This window comes from Williamsia sp. (genome assembly GCF_016462415.1).
GTDB lineage: Bacteria > Actinomycetota > Actinomycetes > Mycobacteriales > Mycobacteriaceae > Williamsia_A.
Genome location: NZ_JAEMTF010000026.1, coordinates 14,970 through 36,461 on the forward strand (window position 1 = coordinate 14,970; position 21,492 = coordinate 36,461).

Below are 21,492 nucleotides of genomic sequence, written 5' to 3' on the forward strand. Positions count from 1 at the left end.
GTCAGGTCCGGAAACGGGCCTCCGGCTCGTTGTCGACGGCTGTGCCGATCCGGTAGGTCATCTCGTCGGACATCGTCGGTAGGTCGTCGAGCGGGAACCAGCCGCACTCGCTGTTCTCGTCGTCGCTGACCGTCGGCTCGCCGGAGACCCAGGCCATCCGGAAAGTCAGGTCGAGGTACTGCGACACGTCGCCGTTGGGGTAGGTGACCGGCGGTGTGACGTGCACCGACACCAGTCGTTGCGGCGTCACCACGCAGCCGGCTTCCTCGGCGACCTCCCGTGTCGCCGCGACCGCGGGTTCCTCGCCGGGGTCGATGATGCCGGTCACCGGCGTCCACGCGCCGTTGTCGGATCGGCGCACCAACAGGACCTCGTTGTCTCGGACGACCACCGCCGTGACCCCGGACAACCACAGCGGGGCATGTCCGATGTGCTCGCGCAGTTCCAGGATGAAGTTAGGTGTGGGCATGGGTCCGACTGTATTCGGATGCCGCCCACTCACCGTCCGCATCCGCCCACTCGACGTCCGCATCCGCCCAGTGGACGTCTGCTGTCAGCGAAGTCTGGCCGCCGCCTCTTGTAAGCGTGTAATCATGTAATCACCGACAGAGGAGAACATGATGAAGGAACACAATCGCGGCGGAGGTCGCCGTGGCGGCTGGCAACAGGCCGAACTGCCCGACGCCGGCGACGCCGCATCGTGGTTCGTCGGTCGGCTGCCCGACGAATGGTTCGACGGCGACCCCGAGGTGATCGTCGACCGTGACGAGATCACCGTCGTCGGGACACTGACCGCGCCGAGTGGTGACGGGGGCAGCGCGGCGGCACAGGGGCGCGCCTCGCGGTTCCGCGAGGACACCCGCGATCAGCGCATGACCATCGCCGACGAGGCGCAGGCCCGGTATGCCCGCAAGGTGTCGTGGGGCGTGCAGGTGGGCGATGAGCGAATCCTGTTCACGCACATCGCCGTCCCGGTGATGACGCGTCTGCGTCAGCCCGAACGTCAGGTTCTCGACACCCTGGTCGACGCCGGTGTCGCCCGATCGCGCGCGGACGCGCTGGTGTGGTCGGTCAAGTTGGTGGGAACCCACACCGACGAGTGGCTGGGCAAGTTGCGCGAGGCCATGAACGAGGTCGACTCCCTGCGCGCCGAGGGCCCGGAACTGTAGTCAGCGTCGGACCAGTTGTCGCTGCAGGGCCGGGCCGAATCGCTCGACGATCTGGGTCGGGGTCAGGGCGACGACGTCGGGGACGCGCAGGACGTATCGCATCATGGCCATCCCGATGAGGGTGGACGCGATGACCTCGATGTCGACATCCGGCTCACCGCCCGCGGCGGCGACCGCTGGCCGTACCTGCCCGGCGAAGATGGTCCGCATCTGTTCCGCAGCAGTGGTTTCGGTGGCCGCGGAGGCGAGCAGGATGCGAAGAGGTTCGCCCTCCGGCCCGTCCCACCGGCTCAGGAACGTCTCGACGATCACCGCGCCCAGTCGACGTCGCGCGACCGAGCTGAAGTCGGGTAGGTGCAGGTCGACCGCGGTCGCCGCCTCGTACAGTCCGCGTTTGCTGCCGAAGTAGCGCATCACCAGCGCGGGGTCGACACCCGCGTCGGCGGCGACGGCCCGCACCGTCGTCCCCGCGAAACCGTCGTCGGCGAAGCGCCGTTGCGCCGCGGACACCAGGGCCGCACGTGTCCGCGCCGCGTTGCGCGTGGGATCGCCGGGCGAGGGATCGGTCATGCCGATCAGCATATGTCAACAAGCGTTGACCTCACGACCGACCGGGATTAAAGTCAACGCATGTTGACTTCGACGAGTTCGGTTCTGGTGGTCGGTGGGGGACCGACCGGTCTGACCGCGGCGGTGGCCCTCGCCTCGCGCGGTATCGATGTCCGGGTGATCGACGCGGCGGAGCAGGGGGCCAATACCTCGCGTGCGGCGGTGGTGCACCCGCGCACCCTCGAGGTGCTCGAGGACATCGAGGTGACGCCACGGATCCTCGCCCGCGCCGTGCGTGTCCCCAGGTTCGACATCCGCGACGGGGCACGATCGATTGCGCAGCTGGACTTCTCGTCGCTGCAGACCGACTACCCGTTCACGGCGATGATCTCCCAGGCCGACACCGAGACGATCCTTCGCGCCCGTCTCGGTGAGCTGGGCGTCGGCGTGGAGTGGAACACCCGGCTCGAGGGCCTCGACACCGACGGCCGCGCAGAGGTGGTGACCTCCTCGGGACGCAGCAGCTCGGTCCGGTCCGACGTGGTGATCGGCGCCGACGGCATGCACAGCGCGGTGCGCGCCGCGGTCGGGATCGACTTCCCGGGAACCGGATACGAGCAGTCCTTCATCCTCGCCGATGTGGCGATGGAGTGGCCGGTGCCGCGCGACACCGTCTCCCTCACCTTCGCGCCGGAGGGACTCGCGGTGGTCGCCCCATTGCCCGACAACCGGTTCCGGGTGGTCGCCACCGCCAACGACCCACCCAGCGAGCCCGACGCCGATTACATCGGGTCGCTGCTGAGGCGTCGCGCGGGCCGCGCACACGTCAGCGACGTCGCGTGGAGCGGACGCTTCCGGATTCACCACCGACTCGCCGAGACCTACCGTCGCGGTGCGGTGTTCCTCGTCGGCGACGCCGCACACGTGCACTCGCCGGCGGGTGGTCAGGGCATGAACACCGGGATCCAGGACGCGGTCGCGCTCGCCGGGATCCTCGCCGACGGCGGCGACCCCGACTCCTACGAACGTCTGCGTCGACCCATCGCTCGCCGCGTCCTGCGCCTCACCGATCGGATGACCCGTGCGGCCACCATCGACCTCGGGGGCGTCCGCTTCGTCCGCAACACGCTCATCCGCGCCGGGCTGAGCGTCCCGCCGGTCCGACACCGCATCTCGATGGAGATCTCCGAACTCGCCTACCGTTGACCTCGCCCCTGACGACATCCGCGAGAGGACGACACGTGATCGAGTGCTGGAGACTGTGGACGGGAGACGACGGTGACTCGCACGTCGAGCACGGTGTCGTCGACCTCGGGGACGATGCAGACGCGCTGATGACCGGCGCGATCCCGGCGACGTCGGTCAAGTTCCAGGAGACCCCCGCCGGACACGAGTTCAGCTGGCATCCCGCGCCGACACGTCAGTTCGTCATCACGCTGAGCGGGGTCCTGCACTTCTCGACCCGCGACGGTGAGAGCTTCACCTTGACGCCCGGTGACGTGCTGCTCGCCGAGGACACCACCGGATCGGGACACACCTGGACGCTGGACGACTCGGCGCCGTGGCGCCGCGTCTACGTCGTCCTCGCCGACGGTGTCGACGTGCCGTTCCGCCGCGACTGACGCCGTAACGGGTGAGCAATACAACAGCCGGGAATGACGCGGCAGGTCGATCCTGTTGGACTCGGGCGTGACCTCACCTACCTTGTTCACCCCGATCACCCTCCGCGATCTCACGATCTCCAACCGGGTCTGGCTCTCCCCGATGTGTCAGTACAGCTGTTTCGACCGTGACGGCGTGCCCACCGACTGGCATCTCGTGCATCTCGGCTCGCACGCCATCGGTGGATTCGGTCTGATCGTGACCGAGGCGGCCGCGGTGACCGCCGACGGACGGATCAGCCCGGAGGACGCGGGAATCTGGAACGACGAGCAAGGTGCCGCGTGGAAGCGCGTCGTCGACTTCGTCCACGGCCAGGGCTCGTTGATCGGTACGCAGCTCGCCCACGCGGGCCGCAAGGCGTCCACCTGGTCTCCGTTCGCCGACGCCGAGGGTTCGGTCCCGGTCTCCGACGGCGGATGGCAGACGGTGGCGCCGTCGGCGATCGCCTTCGAGGGCTACGACGTCCCGCGCGCCCTGACCGTCGACGAGATCGGCGACATCACCACAGCGTTCGCCGACGCCGCGCGCCGCGCCGACGCCGCCGGATTCGACGTCGTCGAGATCCACGCCGCGCACGGCTACCTGCTGCACGAGTTCCTCTCGCCGCTGTCGAACACGCGTGACGACGCCTACGGTGGCGACTTCGAGGGGCGCACCAAGGCTTTGCTCGAGGTCGTGGACGCGGTCCGCGCGGTCTGGAGCAAGCCGCTCTTCGTGCGCATCTCGGCCACCGACTGGACCGAGGGCGGATGGTCCGGCGACGACTCCGTCGCGCTCGCGCAGATCCTGCGTGACCGTGGTGTCGACCTCGTCGACGCATCCACCGGCGGCAACGTGCTCGCCGACATCCCCGTGGGTCCGGGCTACCAGGTGCAGTTCGCCGCGCAGGTCCGCGACAAGGCCGACATTGCGACCGCCGCGGTCGGCATGATCACCGATCCAGAGCAGGCCGAGACCATTGTCGCCACCGGGCAGGCGGACGCGGTCTTCCTCGCCCGCGCGGCTCTGCGCGACCCCGCGTGGCCGCTACGAGCAGCCCACGACCTGGGGCTCACGCACCACGAGGCGCCGTACCGTCCGCAGTACGCCCGGGGTGCGTGGCGCGACTGATCTCCCCGCCGGAGCTCAGCGGCCGGTGAAGCGGGGCGGACGACGTTCGAGCATGGCGTCGACCGCCTCGTGGTGGTCGTCGGTGTGATGGGCGATCGCCTGCATGGCGGCCGACAGTTCCAGCAGGCTCTCCAGGCTCTGCTGTTGTCCCTCCCGCAGCAGGCGCTTCGTCATCCGCAGGACATGCGGTGGATTCGACGCCACCCGGGCCGCGAGGGCGTGGGCGTGGTCGAGGAGTTCGTCGGGCTCGCACACCCTCGACACCAGTCCCCAGTCGAGCGCGGTCGTCGCGTCGATGGAGTCCCCGGTGAACGCCATCTCGCTGGCGCGGGCGAGTCCGATCGCGCGCGGAAGCAGCCATGCGCCGCCGTCCCCGGGGATGATGCCGACCTTGGCGAAACTCTCCGCGAACACCGCCGTCGTCGACGCGAGTCGCATGTCGCACATCAGCGCCAGGTCGCAGCCGGCGCCGATGGCGGGGCCGTTCACCGCGGCGATCGTCGGGATCTCGCAGTGATACAGCGTCTTCGGGATCCGTTGGATCCCCCGCCGGTACCCCTGGCGGAGCTCGGCGGGGGTGCCGCCGAACATCCCGACACCGTCTCGCATGTGCTTGACGTTGCCGCCGGAGGAGAATGCGCTGCCGGCGCCGGTGAGGATGGCGACGCGGATCTCGTCGTCGGCGTTGGCGGTCTCGACGGCGTCGACCAGCGCATCGATGATCTCGTTGTCGGAGATGGGGTTACGACTCTCGGGCAGGTTCAGCGTCCAGGTGACCACCTGATCGGTGCGTTCGGTCAGCAGTGCGTCGGTCATCGTGGGGGTCCTTTTCTCCGGGTCGGTCGGTGCGGGCCGGTGTTCACGCCGGTCGGTGCATGACGAGCGGCAGGACCGCGGTGGCGCCTGCCTCACGGAGCTTCGCGGCGGCGACGGTGACCGGCCATCCGGTCCGTGTCGAATCCACCACCAGCAGAACCGATTTGCCGACGACGTCGGGCGGCGCCCCGAGTGCGGTGCGCCAGAACGCGGCCTCGTCGGCTCCCGAGGAATCCCGGCCAGGGGTGTCGGACGACTCGATCGGGAGCACATCGCGGTCGAGCTTTCCCACCTGCGCCAGATGATCGGCGATCGTCGCGCAGAGCGACGATGAGGTCAGGGTCAGCGAGATCGCCGTGTCCGGCCGCGACACCCAACTCGATCGCCATGCCGACAGGGCCGAGACCGCGGCGGCGGCCACATCGGCGACGGCATCGGTGTCACCCCGGCGTGCGCCGTCGAGGGTGTCGGTCCACTCCGGCGCGTCGGCGTGGACGAGTACTCGTCCCGTCTCGGCACCCAACTGGGCGGGGATCCGGCCCTTGGCACCGAACGCGCCGCCGGGCCACATCTTGCGGGGCTCCATCTCGTGCGCGCCGGTCCGCAGGGTCGACGACACCGCGCGGACGGTCGCGTCCGCGGGCCTGCCCTGCAGTCCCTCCGACAGCGCGCCCCGGCAGACCGAGCAGCGGCCGCACGCCTGCACCTCGGGGTCGTCGAGAGATTCCACCAGCAGCGCCATCAGACACCGCTCGCCGCGGGTGTAGGCCCGCATGATGTCGGCCTCGCGGCGTCGGGTGGCGATGATGCCGTCGTAGTGTTCGGCGTCGTACGCCCAGGGCGTGCCGGTCGACCGCCACCCTCCCTCGACGCGATCGACCGCCCCGTCGACCGCGAGCTGCTTGAGCATCAGCTCGACCTTGGTGCGCCGGATGCCGGTGGACGCCTCGATGGCGATCGCCGACGGCGGCTCGTCGGACGCGTCGAGTTCGGCGAGCACCTTCGTCATCTGCTCCGGGTCGGGGATGGTCGCGGTGGCGAAGTGGTCCCAGATCCCGGTGTCCGAGGGCGAGGGCAGCAACGCGACCACTGCGTGGTCGATGGCGCGCCCGGCACGGCCGACCTGCTGGTAGTACGACACCGGCGACGGCGGTGACCCGACGTGCACCACGAACCCGAGATCGGGCTTGTCGTAGCCCATCCCGAGTGCGGACGTGGCCACCAGTGCCTTCAGCTCGTTGGCGCGCAGACCGTCCTCGAGTCGGTGTCGGGTGTCGGCGTCGAGTTGCCCGGTGTAGGCGGCGATGGGGATCTCGTCGCCGTGTACGGCGTGCACCGCGTCGACCAGCCGCTGGGCGTCGGCGACGGTCAGGACGTAGACGATCCCCGACCCGGGTAGACGGGCGATGTGGTCGACGACCCAGCCGTATCGCTCGATGGGACTCATCGAGTCGATGACGTTGAGCTGCAGCGACGTCCGGGCCAGCGGTCCCCTCAGGACGAGGGTCGCCGGGCCGAGCTGGCGCGCGACGTCGTCGGTGACGCGCTCGTTGGCGGTGGCGGTGGTGGCCAGGACCGGCATGGTCGTGTTGACGCTCGCCAGCACGTCGGCGACGCGACGGTAGTCGGGCCGGAAGTCGTGGCCCCAGTCGGAGATGGCGTGCGCCTCGTCGATGACCAGCAGCCCGAGTGTGTCCGACACCGCGTCGAGCACACGCCGGCCGAAGCCCGGGTTGGCCAGACGTTCGGGGGAGACGAGCAGCACATCGAGGCTGCCCGATCGCAGATCCTCCTCGATCGCGTTCCAGTCCCCGACGTTCGACGAGTTGACCGTCGCGGCCGTGAGTCCGGCGCGTTGTGCGGCGGCGACCTGATCGCGCATCAGCGACAGCAGCGGGGACACGATCAGTGTCGGACCGGCACCCTCGGAACGCAGGATCGCCGTCGCCGCCCAGTAGACGGCGGACTTGCCCCAGCCGGTGGCCTGGACGACCAGCACGCGCGCGCCGGGTTCGGTGAGCGCGGCCACGGCCGTGAGCTGGTCCTCGCGCAGTGCGGCGTCCGGGCCGGCGAGCGCGGCGATGACGGTGGCCGCTGTCTGTGCCCGCTCCGGCGTCCAGAGTGCGGGGTCGTGCGTTGCCGATGTCATCGTTGGCACGTTACCGCCCTGCGCCGACACCGGAGATCGCCAGCGGTCCAGGCAGGCCGCTCGCCTAGACTGCCCCTGTGACCGGCCCTGTTGTCCTCGCCGTCGATGTCGGCGGAACCAAAGTCGAGGCTGCGCTTGTGGACTCGGTGGGATCTGTGGTCGACGGGTCCCGTTTCCGCGCACCGACCGGTCCGACACGCACCGCCGACGAGCTCGACGCAGCGGTGACCTCGGTGATCGACCGGGTTCTCGATCGGCTGGGTGGGCTACGCCTCATCGGTGTCGGGGTCTCCTGCGCCGGACCGGTCGACGAACGTGCCGGCACGGTCAGCCCGATCAATCTCGCGGTCTGGCATCGACACCCGTTACGAGATGTGGTGGCGGGCTGGGTTGCTCGGCGTTCACCGAATGTTCCGGTGGCGTTCGCCCGCGACGGAGTGGCCATCGCGCTCGCCGAGCACTGGGTGGGCGCCGGTCGCGGGGTGGAGAACATGCTGGGGATGGTGATCTCCACCGGGATCGGTGGCGGGATGATCCTCGGCGGCCGGGTCATCGGCGGCAACGCCGGACACATCGGTCAGATCGAGGTGTCGGAGTTCACCGGCGAGCTCAGCCTGGGGCGTCGGACGACGCTGGAGTCGGTGGCCTCGGGACCGCACATCGTCGACTGGGCCCGCGCGCAGGGCTGGGCCGGGACGACCGGTGAGGATCTCGCGCGTGCCCGTGCCGGCGGCGACGAACGAGCGGACCGAGCGATCGCGCGGCTGGCGGACGCTGTGGGGCAGGGTATCTCGAGCGCCGCAGCGCTCCTCGACATCGACCTCGTGGTGGTCGGGGGAGGTTTCGCCCGCGTTGCGCCGGACCTCATCGAGCTCATCGGTGCGCGGGTGGCGCAGCATCCACTCGACTACGTGGCGCGGGTCCGGGTCGTGGCGGCCGGTCTCGGCGACGCGGCTCCGCTGGTCGGTGCGGCGGCGTTCATCCACCGCGCGGATCTGATGCCACCGGCGCGGTAGTGGCCGGTCGGGACAACCGACCCAGAACAGCAATCAACCCCGCCCGCTGCCGAAATCGGCTGCGAACGGGGCTGATCGGAGAAAGCGAGGGTCAGACGGCGGTGACGCCGACGGCCTGCGGGCCCTTGTTGCCCTGCTCGGTCTCGAAGCTCACGCGATCGTTCTCGTTCAGGCTGCGGAATCCGCCACCCTGGATCTCGGAGTAATGGACGAAGACGTCCTTGCCGCCGTCATCCGGGGTGATGAAGCCGAAGCCCTTGTCGGCGTTGAACCACTTGACAGTTCCCTGAGTCATGGGATGTTTCCTTTGTTTCCGTAAGATCGACGTCCCACCTCGTGTGAGACATCGGGTACTACCACAACGGGTGCGAAAGGAATTTTTTAGAATGTCCCGACGCGCTCTTGTGTAAATTCTTGCGAGCGACAATCGAACACAAAAACTTGAACCGAGAACCAGTCAACAGGTCCGACTCCGACATGTCAAGGCAGTCGCACGATGTGGTTCATCGGCGCGTCGCCCGGCCCCGTTCGATGAACAGATCGTTCTCGAGCGTGGTGAACGCGTTCACCAGCACGGCTCGTAATTCGCGCAGCACTTCCGGATCCATCCCACCGTCGGCCAACGCGCTGAGTTCGGAGTCCACGCGTCGTGCGACCGGAGGCAGATCCAACCGCTGCCCCATCAGACGGCCACCGACGTGGTGCCGCGGACGTGTGCCATCGCATCTCGCGCATCGCCGTCCGAGGAGGTGGGCGGGATGATCTCCAGAAGACATTGCCGCCGAGACGAACCCACCACGGTGATCGTCTCGGGAACTCGGTGGTGATAGCCGTCGAGCTTGATCTGTCCTGCTGACGAGTCGATGCGACGCGACGCCGGCCGCCAGTCCTCGAAGCGGTAGGCGACCCGCTCGGTGCCGCCGTACTCCGGCCGCAACGCGGCGAGGAGTCCGACGACCTCGGTCTCGAGGTCGTCGGAGTACGGCCACCAGGCGCCGTCCACCGACAGGCGGGGCGCGCCGTCCGGGGTCATCTCGAGCCGGACGGGGTTGCTGGGGGAGGGGGCGTGCGGCGCGGTGTCCACGCGGGCGGATCCTGAGTCGTGCAGCGTCATGATGACGCTCCAATCCGGAGCCGGAATCGCTCCACGAGGTCGGCGATCACGCCAGCGGCGGAATTCGCATCGACACCCTCGAGCCTACGCCGCGACCTGCGGTTCAGCGCCGCACGAACTGCTCGGCCACCTCGTCGAGCACCTCGACGGAGGCGCGGTAGGGGTCGGTCTCGCGCGGCCAATGGCAGATGACGTCGCTGAAGCCGAGTTCGGCAGCCCGCGCGGTCATGTCGCCGTAGAGCGAGACACTCGACAATGACGCCACCGGCGACGAGTCCAGGCTGAGGTAGGTCGGGAAATCGGCGCGGGAGCGACCTGCCGAGGCCAGCGACTCGTCGAGCTTCGCGGAGCTGACCGCGACCGCGTCGAACCACGCGTCGAGGTCGTCGGCGCGGGGACCGGTGGTGATCCATCCGTCACCGGTACGCGCCGCATAGTCGACCGATCGGGGACCGTTGCCCGCCAACAGCAACGGATTCCGTGGACGGATCGGGGTGCCGCGCAGCCGCATGTCCGTGGTGGAGAACCAGCGTCCCTCCGACGTCACATGGTCGGTGCTCAACACCCGGTCGAGCAGTTCGGTGAACTCCTGGAGGCGATCGACGCGGTGTCTCGGTGACAGTGACTCCCCTCCCAGGATGGTGGAGTCGGGGTCCCCGCCGGCTCCGAGACCGACCAGCAGGCGGTCGCCGGAGACGTCGGCCACGGTCTGTAGTTCGCGCGCGAACGGGACGGGGTGGCGGAAGTTGGGCGACGCCACGAAGATCCCCAGCGCGATCCCGGAGGTGACGGTGGCGGCGGCGGTGAGCGTGGGGATCGCGCCGAACCACTCCGACTCCGGCAGGCCGCCCCACACCACATGGTCATAGGTCCACGCGTGATCGAAGCCGAGTTCCTCGGCCCGCGACCACAGGGGACGGGCGTCGTTCCAGCGGTACTCGGGAAGGATCGCGATTCCGTGGCGCATGCCGCCGAGAGTACGGCGCCAGTGGACGACGGTGAGGGTGCGGTGTTTCGTTCACCGTGATCTCAGGTCTGTCTCGCCGCGCCGATGACAGCGATACTTTGCGGTCGTGACCATCTCCATCGCCGCCACCACGTCCGACGCCGACCTGCACGCCAGGTTCGACCCCATCTTCGCCCGCATCGCCGAAGGGGCGGTCGAGCGCGAGATCGATCGCCGCCTCGCCTACGACGAGGCCGGCTGGCTGCGCGAGGCCGGGTTCGGCGCTCTGCGTGTCCCGGTTGAGTTCGGGGGATTCGGTGCCACCGTGCGTCAGGTGTTCGACCTGCTCATCGACCTGGCGTCGGCGGAATCCAACCTGCCGCAGGCGCTTCGGGTGCACTGGAGCTTCGTCGAGGATCAGCGTCTGTCGACCGACGCGCAAGCCCGTGAGCGCTGGCTGCGCGCCGTCGCCGACGGCCGCCTGGTGGGCAACGCGATCACCGAGCCCGGCGTCGGCGCGGTGGATCGATACCGGACCGCGGTGACGCGTGACGCCGACGGACTGGTGCTCAACGGCACGAAGTACTACAGCACCGGCAGCCTCTACGCCGACCACATCCTCGTCGCCGCCGATCTCGACGGCGAGCGGGTCTCGGTACTGGTGGACGGGGACGCCGACGGCGTCACCCAGCACGACGACTGGGACGGCTTCGGTCAGCGCCTCACCGCCAGTGGCACGACCGAGTTCGTCGACGTCCGGGTGCCCGAGGACCGTCTGCTCGGCGCCGGGTACGGCGCCGCGGGCCGCACCTACGGCACCTCGTACCTGCAGCTCGTCCAACTCGCAGTGCTCGCCGGTATCGCCCAGCGGGCCACCGACGACGCCGCCGCGTGGGTGCGCGACCGCACCCGCAGCTACACCCACGCCACCGCCGACCTGCCCCGACACGATCCGCTGGTCCAGCAGGTCATCGGTCGCCTCTCGGCCGCCGCGTATTCGGCGCGGGTCACCGTCCTCGCCGTCGCCGACACCCTCGACGTGGCCCTCGACCACGCGGCGCAGACCGGCGCGTTCGACGACGCCCACCTCGACGCCGCCGAACTGGCGTCGGCGCGGGCTCAGGCGACCGTGATCGAGCAGGTCCTCGCGGCCACCAGCCAGCTCTTCGAGGTGGGTGGCGCATCGATCGTCTCCGAGCGGCTGCGCCTCGACCGGCACTGGCGCAACGCGCGCACCATCTCGGTGCACAACCCATTGATCTACAAGTTGCAGTCGATCGGCGCACATGTGCTCAACGACGCCGACCTGCCGTATGCGTGGAGCGCAGGCAGCCGCACGTCCTGACCCTCCGGGACCGCGGTGTTAGCGTGCCGCGTGGAGCGTATGACGGCCACCGACGCCCAGACCCACTGGATGTCGGCGAAGATCCCCAACGACCAGTTCCTGCTGTTCGGTTTCGTCGGGGTGCGTGAGCCCATCGAGCGGATCGCGGCCGATCTCGAGGAGCGGGCGTCGGCCATCGCCGACCTGCGACTCCGGGTCCGCGAGGTGCCCGCCACGCTCGACCACCCGTACTGGGTGGCGGCACCCGTCACCGCCGATCAGATCCGAATCCACCGCGGGGTGTCCGACTGGGGGCGATGTCTGGCCGACCTCGCGGGACGAATGGGCGATCACCTCGACGCCACGACGCAGGCCTGGCGGGTCCATCTGTACGACGCCGTAGAGGGTGCGCCCCGTGCGGACGGGGCGACCATGGTCGTGGCCGTCCTGCAGATCGCGCACGCTCTCGCCGACGGTTCTCGTGCCACGCGCATCGCCCGGCAGTTGTTCGACTCCCGCCCGATCGCGCCGCCCGAGACGGCCTCGTCGGTTCCGTCCTTCGACATCGGGTCGACGCTCATGGCCGGACTCGGGGTCGCGCGGTTACCGCTGCAACTCGTCTCCCTCATGGCTCGGGGACGCCGGGCCCACCTCGCCCACCGCGACCTCGAGCGTGACATCGCCGCGGGCGACCTCCCGTCGCCGCAGCCCGGTGGTCCGCGAGCGCCGATCAACGCCGCCCCGGGGGAACGACGCGAGTTGCGGGTGGTGCTCACCTCGGCACAGCGACTCCGAGATCTCGGCGGGAGCGTGACCGTCGGGGCGCTCGTCGTGATCGGTGAGGCCCTGGATCGTCACCTGGCCGTACGTCCGGACGGTGACCTGCGGGCCGAGGTGACCATCGCCAAATCCGGACCGGCCCGTGCGCGCAACCACTTTCGCAACGCCGGTGTCGCCCTCCACGTCGACGAGGCCGATCCGACCCGCCGGGCCGCCGCGATCCGCGCCGACCTCGCCGCCGCACGTCGCCGCACCGACCACCGGCTGGTCGAGGCGGAGTCCGCGGCGATGCGATCGGTCCCCGCAACACTTCTGCACTGGGGCGTGCGGTCCTTCGACACCGCCGTCGTGCCCGAACTGGTGACCGGTCACACCGTGGTCTCCAGCGTGCATCGCGGCGCGGCCGACCTCTCCATCGGTGGCGGGACGGTCCACGTGACGGCCGGGTTCCCGGCGCTGTCACCGGTGCAGTCCCTCACCCACGGCGTCCACGGGATCGGGGACATCGTGGCCATCTCCATCACCGCGTCCCCCGACGTGGTCAGCGACCTGGACGGATATCGCGACCGGGTGGTCGACGCGCTGGGCTGATCAGATCGTCACGGGCCGTTGCGGCTCCGGTGGCGTGGGGCCGGGTCCCGGTTCCGGTGCCGGAACCGTCGGTTCCGGTGGCGGGGCCGGCACCGGTGACGGCTCGGGTACCGGGGGTGAGAAGGGTTCGGGAGCCGGTTCCGGCTCGGGCGGCGGTGGCGCGGGGATCGGTTGTCCCATGGCGTTTCTCCCATTCATTCCGGTGTCACCCACCGTAGGCCCGCCCTGGTCACACGGCAACCGGCATCCGCCACGAGCGGATCGAGACGGCCAACCCGGCGGCATCCAATCCGGCGGCGGAAAGGTGTTGCGCGGCAGTCCCGTAATGCCGGAGTTCGTCGACACCGAAGCCCAGCGACAGCAGGCGGTGCGGTCGGTGTGTGAGGGCCGAACTCACCTGGTGTGCCGAGGTCCCGCCGAGGTAGGGCTCGACGAGCACCACGTCGGGCACCGCGTCGCCGACTGCTGCGCGCAGGCCGTCTCCGTCGAACGGACGCACCGTGGCGGTGTAGCAGACGGTGGCGTCGAGTCCCTCGGTCGCGGCGAGGACCGCGTCGAGCACCGGGCCCACAGCGATCACCACGAGGCCGCTCGATCCATCTCGCACCCGGTGCAACCGGCCGTCGCCGACGTCGAAAGAGACCGAGTTCTGTTGCGCGGTCACGCGTACGTAGCTCCGACCGCGCGCGGCGTGTCCGTTGCGGATGATCTGGTCCACCTCCGCGGCGGTGCCGGGAACATGCACGGCGAATCCCGGTACCGCGCCCATCAACGCGACGTCGGCGCTGGTCTGATGCGTCCGACCGACGGCCGCCATGTCGACCGAGCCGCCGGTGGACACGAGCATCCCGTCGGTGTCCTGATGGGCGAAGCCCAACTTGATCTGCTCGTAGGCGCGCTCGACAAGGAACGGCGCGAACGTGTGGACGATCGGGAAGATGCCGGCCAGTGACATCCCGGCACCGACGTTGACCATGAGCTGCTCGCGGATGCCGACGTTGATGACGCGGTCGGGGTGGCGATGCTGCGCGGCACCGAGGTACTGACCGGCGATCTCGGCGTAGACGATGGCCGTGTCGGGGTGCGTGTCGACGAGATCGACTGCGGTGGCGGCGAATTGTTCGCGTGGGTCGTTCATCGCTTCCTCTCGACCAGTGCGGCGATGAATGCGGGGCGGCGGTCGGAGTGGGTGAGCGCGGACCGGATGGCGTCGTGATCGTGCCCGTCGATCTCGATGCTCGACCACTCCTCGACGTCGAAGCGCCGCGCGAGGCGATGTGGCCGGTTGTGGGTCGACGACGAGTTGTCGACGGCGACGACCGTGAGGTTGTCGAGTCCGATGGCGCCCGCGAATGCGATGGCCTCGTCGTTGGAACCCTCGTCCAGCTCGGCGTCTCCGACCAGGACGTAGACGTGCGCGTCACTGCCGCGGGCACGCAGCCCGAGTGCCGTCCCGACCGCCAGCGGCAGACCGTGCCCCAGGGACCCGGCGGAGATCTCGCATCCTGGTATGAGGGTGCGGTCGGGGTGCGCACCGAGCGGCGAATCGAACTCCATCCAGTGATCGAGCCAGTCGGCCGGGAAGAATCCGTGTGCCGCGAGCGTCGCGTAATACGCCATCGGACCGTGCCCTTTGGACAGGTAGAACCGGTCACGGTCGGGATCGGCGACGCGATCCGGTGTGAGCGCGAGGACGTCGTGATAGAGCACCCACACGACGTCGAGGGTGGATTGTGAAGCGGGGTCGTGCTTCTCGTCGCCGGTCATGCGCGCGAGAAGGTGTGGCAGATCCCGATAACCGTAGGTCGCACGGTGCGTGGTCGTCGTCATGCAACCACGATCCGACTTCAAGTCGGGTTGAGGTCAACCCCGGCCGCGACGTCAGTCGTGGTGGTGGTCGTGCCCGTTGAGCTCGTGCTGCTTGCCGCCGCCCCGGGTGAGTCGCCGGGGGAGGCGGCCGGCGAGATCGCCGAGCGGGGTGACCGCGTGGTTGAGCACGTCCACCGCATCGCGCAACTCGTGCACGGTCTCCTGGATGGCCATGATGCTGGGGGCGAGTTGGCCGATGGTGTCGGTCAGCTCGGTGATCCGGTCGAGGGGACCGTTGGGGGCGATGGCCCGCTCGATGGCCCCGCCCTCGCCGACGAGCTGGTCGAGCAGGCCGCCTTCGACGACGAGACGGTCGATGATCCCGCCCTCGTCGGTCATCTTGTTCAGCAGGCCCTCTTCGGCGGTCAGCTTGTCGATGATGCCGTTCTCGCTGGTCAGGCGTTCGAGGATGCCCTCGTTCTCGGTGAACTGATCGATCACGCCGCCCTTGCGGCTCAGGCGGTCGAGGGGGCCGTCCTTGGCGGTGAGGCGGATCAGGATGCCGTTCTCCTCGGCCATCTGATCGAGCAGTCCGCCGCGGGCGGTCAGACGCTCGAGTGACCCGTCGCCGGCGGTCAGTCGATCCACCACGCCACCCGGAGCCAACAACCGATCGAGGGGGCCGTCCTCGCCGAGAATCCGACCGATGGGCCGATCGGGTCCGAGCATCTCGGCGACCTGACCGATGAGCTGCAGAGGTGTGCGCGCCGAGAAGTTCTCGTCCTCCACGCCCAGCACACCGTTGACCTCGTGCGCGACGTTCTCGAAGGTCAGACGCGCGATCGTCACACTCGACTCCACGGCCGCCAGCGCGACACTGGTGATCGCGAAACCGACCTTGAACGGGAGCTCCACGGCGAGCTTTACATCCATGGATGACAGGCTATGCCATAGCGGTGTGACCCAGCGAACATCGGGCGGTTCAGGCGCCGGCCTTGGCCTTCGCCTTGGCTTCTTTCTTGAAGGCCCGCACCTTGTTCAGCGACTCCTCGTCGACGACGTCGGCGACCGACCGGAAACCCTTCTTCCCGTAGTCGCCGACCGCGGTCGTCCACCCCTTCGGCTTCACGTCGAGCTGCTTGGCGAGCAGCGCGGTGAAGATCTTGGCCTTCTGCTCACCGAATCCCGGTAGCGCGTTGATCCGCTTGACCAGATCGGCTCCGCTGGTGGCCTCGGTCCAGATGCGCGTGGTGTCGCCGTCGTATTCCGCGACGATCACGTTCGCCAGGTCCTGCAGACGCTTGGCCATCGACCGCCCGTAGCGGTGGATGGCCGGGGGAGTGGCGCACAGGTCGGCGAACGCGTCGGGATCGGCCATCGCGATCTTCTCGGGGTCCAGCGTGCCGAACCGGTCGAGAACCTTGGCCGGCCCCGCGAAAGCCCGCTCCATGGGGAACTGCTGATCGAGCAACATCCCAGCGAGCAGCGCGAACGGATCGTTCGACAGGAGCTCGTCGGCAGCGGGGTCCTGGGCAATCTGCAGGGTGACCATGCTGGAAGTCTAATCCGCCGAAAACCAAACCGACCGCGAGTCGTGGGGCGATTGCGTGTCCATCGAGTTTGCGTGCGGAGTAGCGTTTTGCGCGGCACGTACGCCGACCCGCGCACATCGCGGTCGTCAGTGCCCGACACATACCTACTGCGTAGATCGGGGCAGCCAGATGAGCACCACGAGCCCGGCCACCACCAAGGACCAACACGTCGCGAAGGTCATCGGCGTCACGGTCGCCGCCGCCGTGGGCGGCTTCCTGTTCGGCTTCGACAGCTCCGTCGTCAACGGCGCCGTCGACTCGATCGGTTCACACTTCGAGCTGAGCGAGTTCTTCAAGGGCTTCGCCGTCGCGGTGGCGCTGCTCGGGTGCGCGCTCGGCGCCTGGTTCGCCGGCCGCCTCGCCGACAAATGGGGTCGCAAGCCCGTCATGCTGGTCGGCTCGTTCCTGTTCACGATCTCGTCGATCGGCACCGGATTCGCCTGGAGCGTCCCGGATCTCATCGTGTGGCGCATCCTGGGAGGTCTCGGTATCGGCATCGCGTCGGTCATCGCCCCGGCCTACATCGCCGAGATCGCACCCGCGAAGTTCCGCGGTGCGCTCGGGTCGATGCAGCAGCTGGCGATCACCATCGGCATCTTCATCGCGCTGCTGTCGGACTCCCTGCTGCAGGACAGCGCGGGCGGCGCAGCCAACGACCTCTGGTTCGGCATCGAGGCGTGGCGGTGGATGTTCTTCGTCGGCGTCATCCCCGCCCTGGTGTACGGCGTTCTCGCACTGATGATCCCGGAGTCGCCCCGCTATCTCGTCGGCAACAACCTCGACGAGGAGGCCGCGCGCATCCTGCGTGAGGTGACCGGCGAGAAGGACCCGCTCAACCGCGTCAAAGAGATCCGGCTGACGCTCAAGCGTGAGTCCAACGTGTCGCTCAAGGACATCCGAGGCCCGTCGTTCGGACTGCACCCGCTGGTCTGGGTCGGTATCTGGATCGCCGTCCTGCAGCAGTTCGTCGGCATCAACGCGATCTTCTACTACTCGACGACCCTGTGGCAGTCGGTCGGTTTCTCCGAGAGCGAGTCGTTCAAGACCTCGGTCATCACGGCCATCATCAACGTGGTCATGACCTTCGGCGCCATCCTGTTCGTCGACCGCATCGGACGACGACGGCTGCTGAAGATCGGCTCGGTCGGCATGTTCGTCGGACTCGTGCTCGCCGCCATCGCCTTCACCCAGCAGCAGGGCTCCGGTGACAGCGTCACGCTCCCGGACACCTACGGCACGCTGGCCCTGATCGGCGCCAACCTCTTCGTCGTCGCGTTCGCGGCCACCTGGGGTCCGGTCATGTGGGTCATGCTCGGCGAGATGTTCCCGAACCGGATCCGCGGCGTCGCCCTCGGCGTCTGTACGGCCATGAACTGGATCGCGAACTTCGCGATCTCGCTGCTCTTCCCGCAGGTGAGCGAGTCCCTCGGGCTGGCCTACGTCTACGGGTTCTTCGCGCTGTGCGCGCTGATCTCGTACTTCTACGTGCAGTTCAAGGTGCCCGAGACCAACGGCATGGAACTCGAGGACATGGGCGATCTGCGCAGCGGCAAGACGGTCCCCACCGAGGTCTCCTGACCTCGGCGGGGGTCGCGATCAGGCGTTGGTGATCCCCACCATCGGGAGGAAGAAGCAGCTGCGCGCACCGTTGTTCACGGTGCCGAACACCGCCGAGAGGACCGTTCCCTTGCCGGTGTCGACCGGGGCGAGACGGCTGCCCGCGGGGGCCAGTGCGTTGACGAGGTTGCCCAACACCATGGCTGCGCCGGTCTTCACCGGGCCGGCGGGGATGTTCGCGAGCCACTGGTCGGTGAGTGTCTGGCCGGCCTTGCCCATACCGGCGATGCCGTACTTGCCGGTGTTCGCGTTGAACCAGGCCACCTGCATGCCGGTGGCGGTCGGGTCGCTCGTGATGCCGGCGGGGACGAAGCCGTACAGCGTCTGTCCGTCCTTGACCACGTTCGGGTCGATGTCCACGAACGGGATCTTCGGCAGGTTGACGCCGGGCGCCGACCACGGTCCGGCGATGGCCCCGCCCGCGGCGGGTGCGAGCCCGAGCGGGTTGGACGCGGTCGGGGCGACACAGTTGAACGCCACCGAGGGGTTGAGGAACGGTTGGATCCCGAGTTTCCGCAGGGCGGCGTTGGCCTCCGAGAGCAGGGCGAGGACATCCGCCCCCGATGTCGCCGTGGGGGTCGCCGCGGACAGGGTCTGCGCGATGTTCGCGGCGTCGGGAGTGCTCACCGCGGGGTCGGCGGCTGCGGCTCCGACGCCGGTGGTGACCGACAGGCCTGCGACACAGATGGCGGCGGCTGCGAGCGCGCGGCGGACGGACGGACGGGACGCGGACATGGTGCTCCTCTGCGGGCGGCCCGTCGCACGCGACCGGCGACACAGCCCTGTTACTGATGTGACGGATGGTGTTTGAGAGCACGGTCGCACGGGGTCGACACGGGTGGCAAGGCGCGTTTCCGTTATGAGACGCAACCGCTATCGAACCGGGAGCAGCGTCGCCCGGGCACCGAACGAGAACCGGGCGCCCCCGCGGATGCGGAGACGCCCGGCGTCGTCGAGATCAGATCGGAGATCAGATGTAGGCGAGGCCCACCGTCGGCACGATGGTGCAGCCGACCGTCTTGCCCTTGATCTTGGTCGTCACGTTGCCGTAGATCGCCGAGAGCACGCGGCCCTTGCCGGTGTTGGCGATCGCGGTGAACGTGCCCGGACCGTTGACGGCGTTGATCTTCTCGTTGCGCTTGAGGTTGATCTGGCCGGAGCGACCGGTGTCGATGTTGATCCAGATCGCGATCAGCGGGGCACGGTTGTTGTCGAGCGCGGGTCCGGTGCCGAGGCTCGTGTAGACGAACCCGGCCTGGCCGCGGGCGGGACCGGGGGCCGGCGCCTTCTGGGGGCCTGCGGTCACCAGTGCGGTGCCGACCGAGTTGCCGTCGGGCAGGCAACCGATGCCGATGGTCGGGTACAGGAACTGCTGGATACGCGGGGCGTTCGGACCGGTCGGGATGATCGGGTCGTTCTTCGCGGCGACCTTCGCGACCTGGGACGGCTTCGCGGTGTTGTTGAGGAACCCGAGCACGGTCTTCCAGATCTCGCCGACGGCGGGCGGCATGCCCGGGACGGAGGCGAGCGCGTTGGCCTGCGAGGCGATGTCGGCGTTGACCTTGCCGTCGGGGCCCGCGGTGGCCACCGAGCCGACGATCGCGGGCACGAAGGCGCCGAGCGAGCTGAGGGTCTGCTGGTCCACCTTGGGTGTGGCGGGTGCCGGGGCACCGGACGCGACTGCCGGGGCCGACAGCGCGGTCGCGGCGGCCAGAGCGGTTACGCAGACGGCCCGGCGGGTCCAGGACCCCGGACGCACGTCACCAAAACGCACAATTACATCCCATCGTGTGTCGATTCGCGCTGACGGCGAACCGTGGTCGCCCCGCGGGCGCAGACCGTTGTCGTTGTCACTTCCCCCGACGCATCGCGTCGGGCGTCAGTGTAGGCGGTGACCGCGTGTCTGCGGCCGTCCAGGGACCCTAGCCTGGTACTGGAGTGACAATTGAGACTGGTGATCCGATTGTTACTCGGTCCACACCGGATCGACACCGCGGTCGTTCCGCTGTGCCGGTCGCCGGTCAGGTCCTGTGACGCGGCCATGAAACCCGTGGTGGCACCCCGACACCGCCGACACGCCGCGTTCGTCCGCGACTGGTTAGATCGGTGGGTAGCGCAGTGTCGAGCAGGAGGTCAATCGGGTGCAGCGGTGGGGTCGACAACAGCCAGGACAGCGGTGGGGTCGACGAACGGTCGCGATCACCCTCGGGGCGGTACTGGTGGCGTCGCTCGCGTCGGCGTGCGGGAGTTCGGACACCGCCGACGAGGTCACGCTGCTGACCCACGACTCGTTCGCCCTGCCCGACAGCGTGATCGCCGACTTCGAGAAGCAGTCCGGTCTGACGCTCAAGATCGCCAAATCCGGTGACGCCGGGCAGCTCGCGTCGACGATCTCCCTGACCCCCGGCCGACCCAAGGCCGACGCGGTCTACGGCATCGACAACACCTTTGCGTCGCGGCCGGTGTCGGCGAACGCACTCGAGGCGTACCGGTCACCCGCGCTGACCGGCGGTGCGCAGGACTACTCGCTGACCGGCGCCGCGAAGGACCAGCTGACCCCGGTCGACCGTGGTGACGTCTGCATCAATGTCGACACCGCCTGGTTCGACCAGCGCAAGATCCCCGTGCCGACGTCGGTCAACGATCTGACCGACCCGCGATACAAGGGCGACACCGTCGTGATGGACCCGGCGACGTCGTCGCCGGGCATGGGGTTCCTGCTCGCGACGATCGCGCAGTTCCCCGCGGATTGGCAGAACTACTGGCGCGCGATGCGCAGCAACGACGTCTCGGTCGTGGCGGGCTGGGACACCGGGTACAACCAGCAGTTCTCCGGCGGAGAGGGCAAGGGCCCCAAACCCATCGTGGTCTCCTACGCGTCGTCACCGGCCGCCAACCCGGCGACGAAGGCACTGCTCGACAGCTGCTTCCGACAGGTCGAGTACGTCGGCGTACTCCGCGGTGCCGCCAACACCGAGGGTGCGAAGAAACTGGTCGACTTCATGCTCGGCGAGCAGGTGCAACGCGCCCTGCCCGACTCCATGTACGTCTACCCGGTGCGGGACGGCACCCCGCTGCCCGAGTCGTGGGCGCGCAACGCGCCGTTGCCGGAATCGACGGTCGAGCTGTCGGCTGCGTCCATCGCCAAGAACCGCGAGAGTTGGCAGCAGCAGTGGCGAACCATCATGGGGCGCTGACATTCTCGCTGGTCAACTGACGTCGGGCGCGTCCGGGCGATTCCGTTCGGT

At 68.8% G+C, this 21,492-nt stretch carries 23 protein-coding genes; 9 read left to right on the top strand and 14 right to left on the bottom strand.

Going from position 1 to position 21,492, the window contains the following annotated elements:
* Position 1 precedes the first annotated feature (1 nt).
* A complete protein-coding gene (locus tag JHC79_RS08910) occupies positions 2 to 469 on the bottom strand; it encodes an NUDIX domain-containing protein (protein WP_296389802.1) in 468 nt (155 codons plus the stop codon).
* Between the two features lie 151 nt (positions 470 to 620).
* Between JHC79_RS08910 and JHC79_RS08915 the strand changes: the two genes are divergently transcribed.
* The gene (locus JHC79_RS08915; protein ID WP_296389803.1) at positions 621 to 1,169 is read left to right on the top strand and encodes a hypothetical protein; all 549 of its coding nucleotides are present in this window, start codon (positions 621 to 623) and stop codon (positions 1,167 to 1,169) included.
* Here JHC79_RS08915 and JHC79_RS08920 read toward each other — a convergent pair whose 3' ends face one another.
* Entirely contained in the window at positions 1,170 to 1,739 is a 570-nt protein-coding gene (locus JHC79_RS08920; RefSeq protein ID WP_296389804.1) for a TetR family transcriptional regulator, read from the bottom strand.
* A 60-nt stretch (positions 1,740 to 1,799) separates the two neighbouring features.
* Here JHC79_RS08920 and JHC79_RS08925 point away from each other — a divergent pair, with 60 nt between their 5' ends.
* The 3 genes from JHC79_RS08925 to JHC79_RS08935 all read left to right on the top strand — a co-directional run bounded on the left by JHC79_RS08925 (position 1,800) and on the right by JHC79_RS08935 (position 4,490).
* Positions 1,800 to 2,924 carry an FAD-dependent oxidoreductase gene (locus JHC79_RS08925; protein ID WP_296389805.1) on the top strand — a complete coding sequence of 375 codons (1,125 nt, stop codon included), beginning with the start codon at positions 1,800 to 1,802 and terminating at the stop codon, positions 2,922 to 2,924.
* Positions 2,925 to 2,959: 35 nt separating this feature from the next.
* On the top strand, positions 2,960 to 3,340 hold the full coding sequence (locus tag JHC79_RS08930; RefSeq protein WP_296389806.1) for a cupin domain-containing protein: 381 nt from the start codon (positions 2,960 to 2,962) through the stop codon (positions 3,338 to 3,340).
* Between the two features lie 67 nt (positions 3,341 to 3,407).
* Positions 3,408 to 4,490 carry an NADH:flavin oxidoreductase/NADH oxidase gene (locus JHC79_RS08935; protein WP_296389807.1) on the top strand — a complete coding sequence of 361 codons (1,083 nt, stop codon included), beginning with the start codon at positions 3,408 to 3,410 and terminating at the stop codon, positions 4,488 to 4,490.
* A gap of 15 nt (positions 4,491 to 4,505) precedes the next feature.
* Here the strand turns inward: JHC79_RS08935 and JHC79_RS08940 are convergent, their stop codons facing one another.
* Together JHC79_RS08940 and JHC79_RS08945 are read right to left on the bottom strand one after the other, a co-directional pair.
* Positions 4,506 to 5,306 (bottom strand): crotonase/enoyl-CoA hydratase family protein, encoded by an 801-nt coding sequence (locus JHC79_RS08940; protein WP_296389808.1) that lies wholly within the window; start codon positions 5,304 to 5,306, stop codon positions 4,506 to 4,508.
* A gap of 43 nt (positions 5,307 to 5,349) precedes the next feature.
* On the bottom strand, positions 5,350 to 7,455 hold the full coding sequence (locus tag JHC79_RS08945) for a DEAD/DEAH box helicase (protein ID WP_296389809.1): 2,106 nt from the start codon (positions 7,453 to 7,455) through the stop codon (positions 5,350 to 5,352).
* A 77-nt stretch (positions 7,456 to 7,532) separates the two neighbouring features.
* Here JHC79_RS08945 and JHC79_RS08950 point away from each other — a divergent pair, with 77 nt between their 5' ends.
* Complete coding sequence (locus JHC79_RS08950) at positions 7,533 to 8,471, top strand: ROK family protein (protein ID WP_296389810.1); 939 nt, start codon at positions 7,533 to 7,535, stop codon at positions 8,469 to 8,471.
* Between the two features lie 91 nt (positions 8,472 to 8,562).
* Here the strand turns inward: JHC79_RS08950 and JHC79_RS08955 are convergent, their stop codons facing one another.
* The 4 genes from JHC79_RS08955 to JHC79_RS08970 all read right to left on the bottom strand — a co-directional run bounded on the left by JHC79_RS08955 (position 8,563) and on the right by JHC79_RS08970 (position 10,552).
* Positions 8,563 to 8,766: a cold-shock protein gene (locus tag JHC79_RS08955; protein WP_188489746.1), complete on the bottom strand. Its 204-nt coding sequence runs from the start codon at positions 8,764 to 8,766 to the stop codon at positions 8,563 to 8,565.
* A 208-nt stretch (positions 8,767 to 8,974) separates the two neighbouring features.
* A complete protein-coding gene (locus JHC79_RS08960) occupies positions 8,975 to 9,154 on the bottom strand; it encodes a hypothetical protein (protein WP_296389811.1) in 180 nt (59 codons plus the stop codon).
* Entirely contained in the window at positions 9,154 to 9,585 is a 432-nt protein-coding gene (locus JHC79_RS08965; protein WP_296389812.1) for a DUF5994 family protein, read from the bottom strand. Before JHC79_RS08965 ends, JHC79_RS08960 begins: the two co-directional genes overlap by 1 nt.
* A gap of 103 nt (positions 9,586 to 9,688) precedes the next feature.
* Positions 9,689 to 10,552 (bottom strand): LLM class flavin-dependent oxidoreductase, encoded by an 864-nt coding sequence (locus tag JHC79_RS08970; RefSeq protein WP_296389813.1) that lies wholly within the window; start codon positions 10,550 to 10,552, stop codon positions 9,689 to 9,691.
* Between the two features lie 106 nt (positions 10,553 to 10,658).
* Here JHC79_RS08970 and JHC79_RS08975 point away from each other — a divergent pair, with 106 nt between their 5' ends.
* Positions 10,659 to 11,876, top strand: a complete 1,218-nt coding sequence (locus JHC79_RS08975) for an acyl-CoA dehydrogenase family protein (protein ID WP_296389814.1) — start codon at positions 10,659 to 10,661, stop codon at positions 11,874 to 11,876.
* 39 nt (positions 11,877 to 11,915) lie between these two features.
* On the top strand, positions 11,916 to 13,226 hold the full coding sequence (locus tag JHC79_RS08980; protein ID WP_296389815.1) for a WS/DGAT domain-containing protein: 1,311 nt from the start codon (positions 11,916 to 11,918) through the stop codon (positions 13,224 to 13,226).
* Positions 13,227 to 13,455: 229 nt separating this feature from the next.
* Here JHC79_RS08980 and JHC79_RS08985 read toward each other — a convergent pair whose 3' ends face one another.
* From JHC79_RS08985 to JHC79_RS09000, 4 genes are read right to left on the bottom strand one after another with little or no spacing between them, the layout of a single operon-like run.
* A complete protein-coding gene (locus tag JHC79_RS08985; RefSeq protein ID WP_296389816.1) occupies positions 13,456 to 14,364 on the bottom strand; it encodes a transketolase in 909 nt (302 codons plus the stop codon).
* A complete protein-coding gene (locus JHC79_RS08990) occupies positions 14,361 to 15,056 on the bottom strand; it encodes a transketolase (protein ID WP_296389817.1) in 696 nt (231 codons plus the stop codon). Before JHC79_RS08990 ends, JHC79_RS08985 begins: the two co-directional genes overlap by 4 nt.
* A gap of 51 nt (positions 15,057 to 15,107) precedes the next feature.
* Positions 15,108 to 15,968, bottom strand: coding sequence for a hypothetical protein (locus JHC79_RS08995; protein WP_296389818.1), 861 nt, complete (start codon positions 15,966 to 15,968; stop codon positions 15,108 to 15,110).
* A 49-nt stretch (positions 15,969 to 16,017) separates the two neighbouring features.
* Positions 16,018 to 16,587 (bottom strand): HhH-GPD-type base excision DNA repair protein, encoded by a 570-nt coding sequence (locus JHC79_RS09000; RefSeq protein ID WP_296389819.1) that lies wholly within the window; start codon positions 16,585 to 16,587, stop codon positions 16,018 to 16,020.
* 169 nt (positions 16,588 to 16,756) lie between these two features.
* Between JHC79_RS09000 and JHC79_RS09005 the strand changes: the two genes are divergently transcribed.
* Positions 16,757 to 18,205, top strand: a complete 1,449-nt coding sequence (locus JHC79_RS09005; RefSeq protein ID WP_296389820.1) for a sugar porter family MFS transporter — start codon at positions 16,757 to 16,759, stop codon at positions 18,203 to 18,205.
* Positions 18,206 to 18,223: 18 nt separating this feature from the next.
* Here the strand turns inward: JHC79_RS09005 and JHC79_RS09010 are convergent, their stop codons facing one another.
* Both JHC79_RS09010 and JHC79_RS09015 read right to left on the bottom strand, forming a co-directional pair.
* Positions 18,224 to 18,979, bottom strand: coding sequence for a hypothetical protein (locus JHC79_RS09010; protein ID WP_296389821.1), 756 nt, complete (start codon positions 18,977 to 18,979; stop codon positions 18,224 to 18,226).
* 235 nt (positions 18,980 to 19,214) lie between these two features.
* Positions 19,215 to 20,018 carry a hypothetical protein gene (locus JHC79_RS09015; protein WP_296389822.1) on the bottom strand — a complete coding sequence of 268 codons (804 nt, stop codon included), beginning with the start codon at positions 20,016 to 20,018 and terminating at the stop codon, positions 19,215 to 19,217.
* A 367-nt stretch (positions 20,019 to 20,385) separates the two neighbouring features.
* Between JHC79_RS09015 and JHC79_RS09020 the strand changes: the two genes are divergently transcribed.
* Positions 20,386 to 21,441 carry a thiamine ABC transporter substrate-binding protein gene (locus tag JHC79_RS09020; protein ID WP_296389823.1) on the top strand — a complete coding sequence of 352 codons (1,056 nt, stop codon included), beginning with the start codon at positions 20,386 to 20,388 and terminating at the stop codon, positions 21,439 to 21,441.
* Positions 21,442 to 21,492 lie beyond the last annotated feature (51 nt).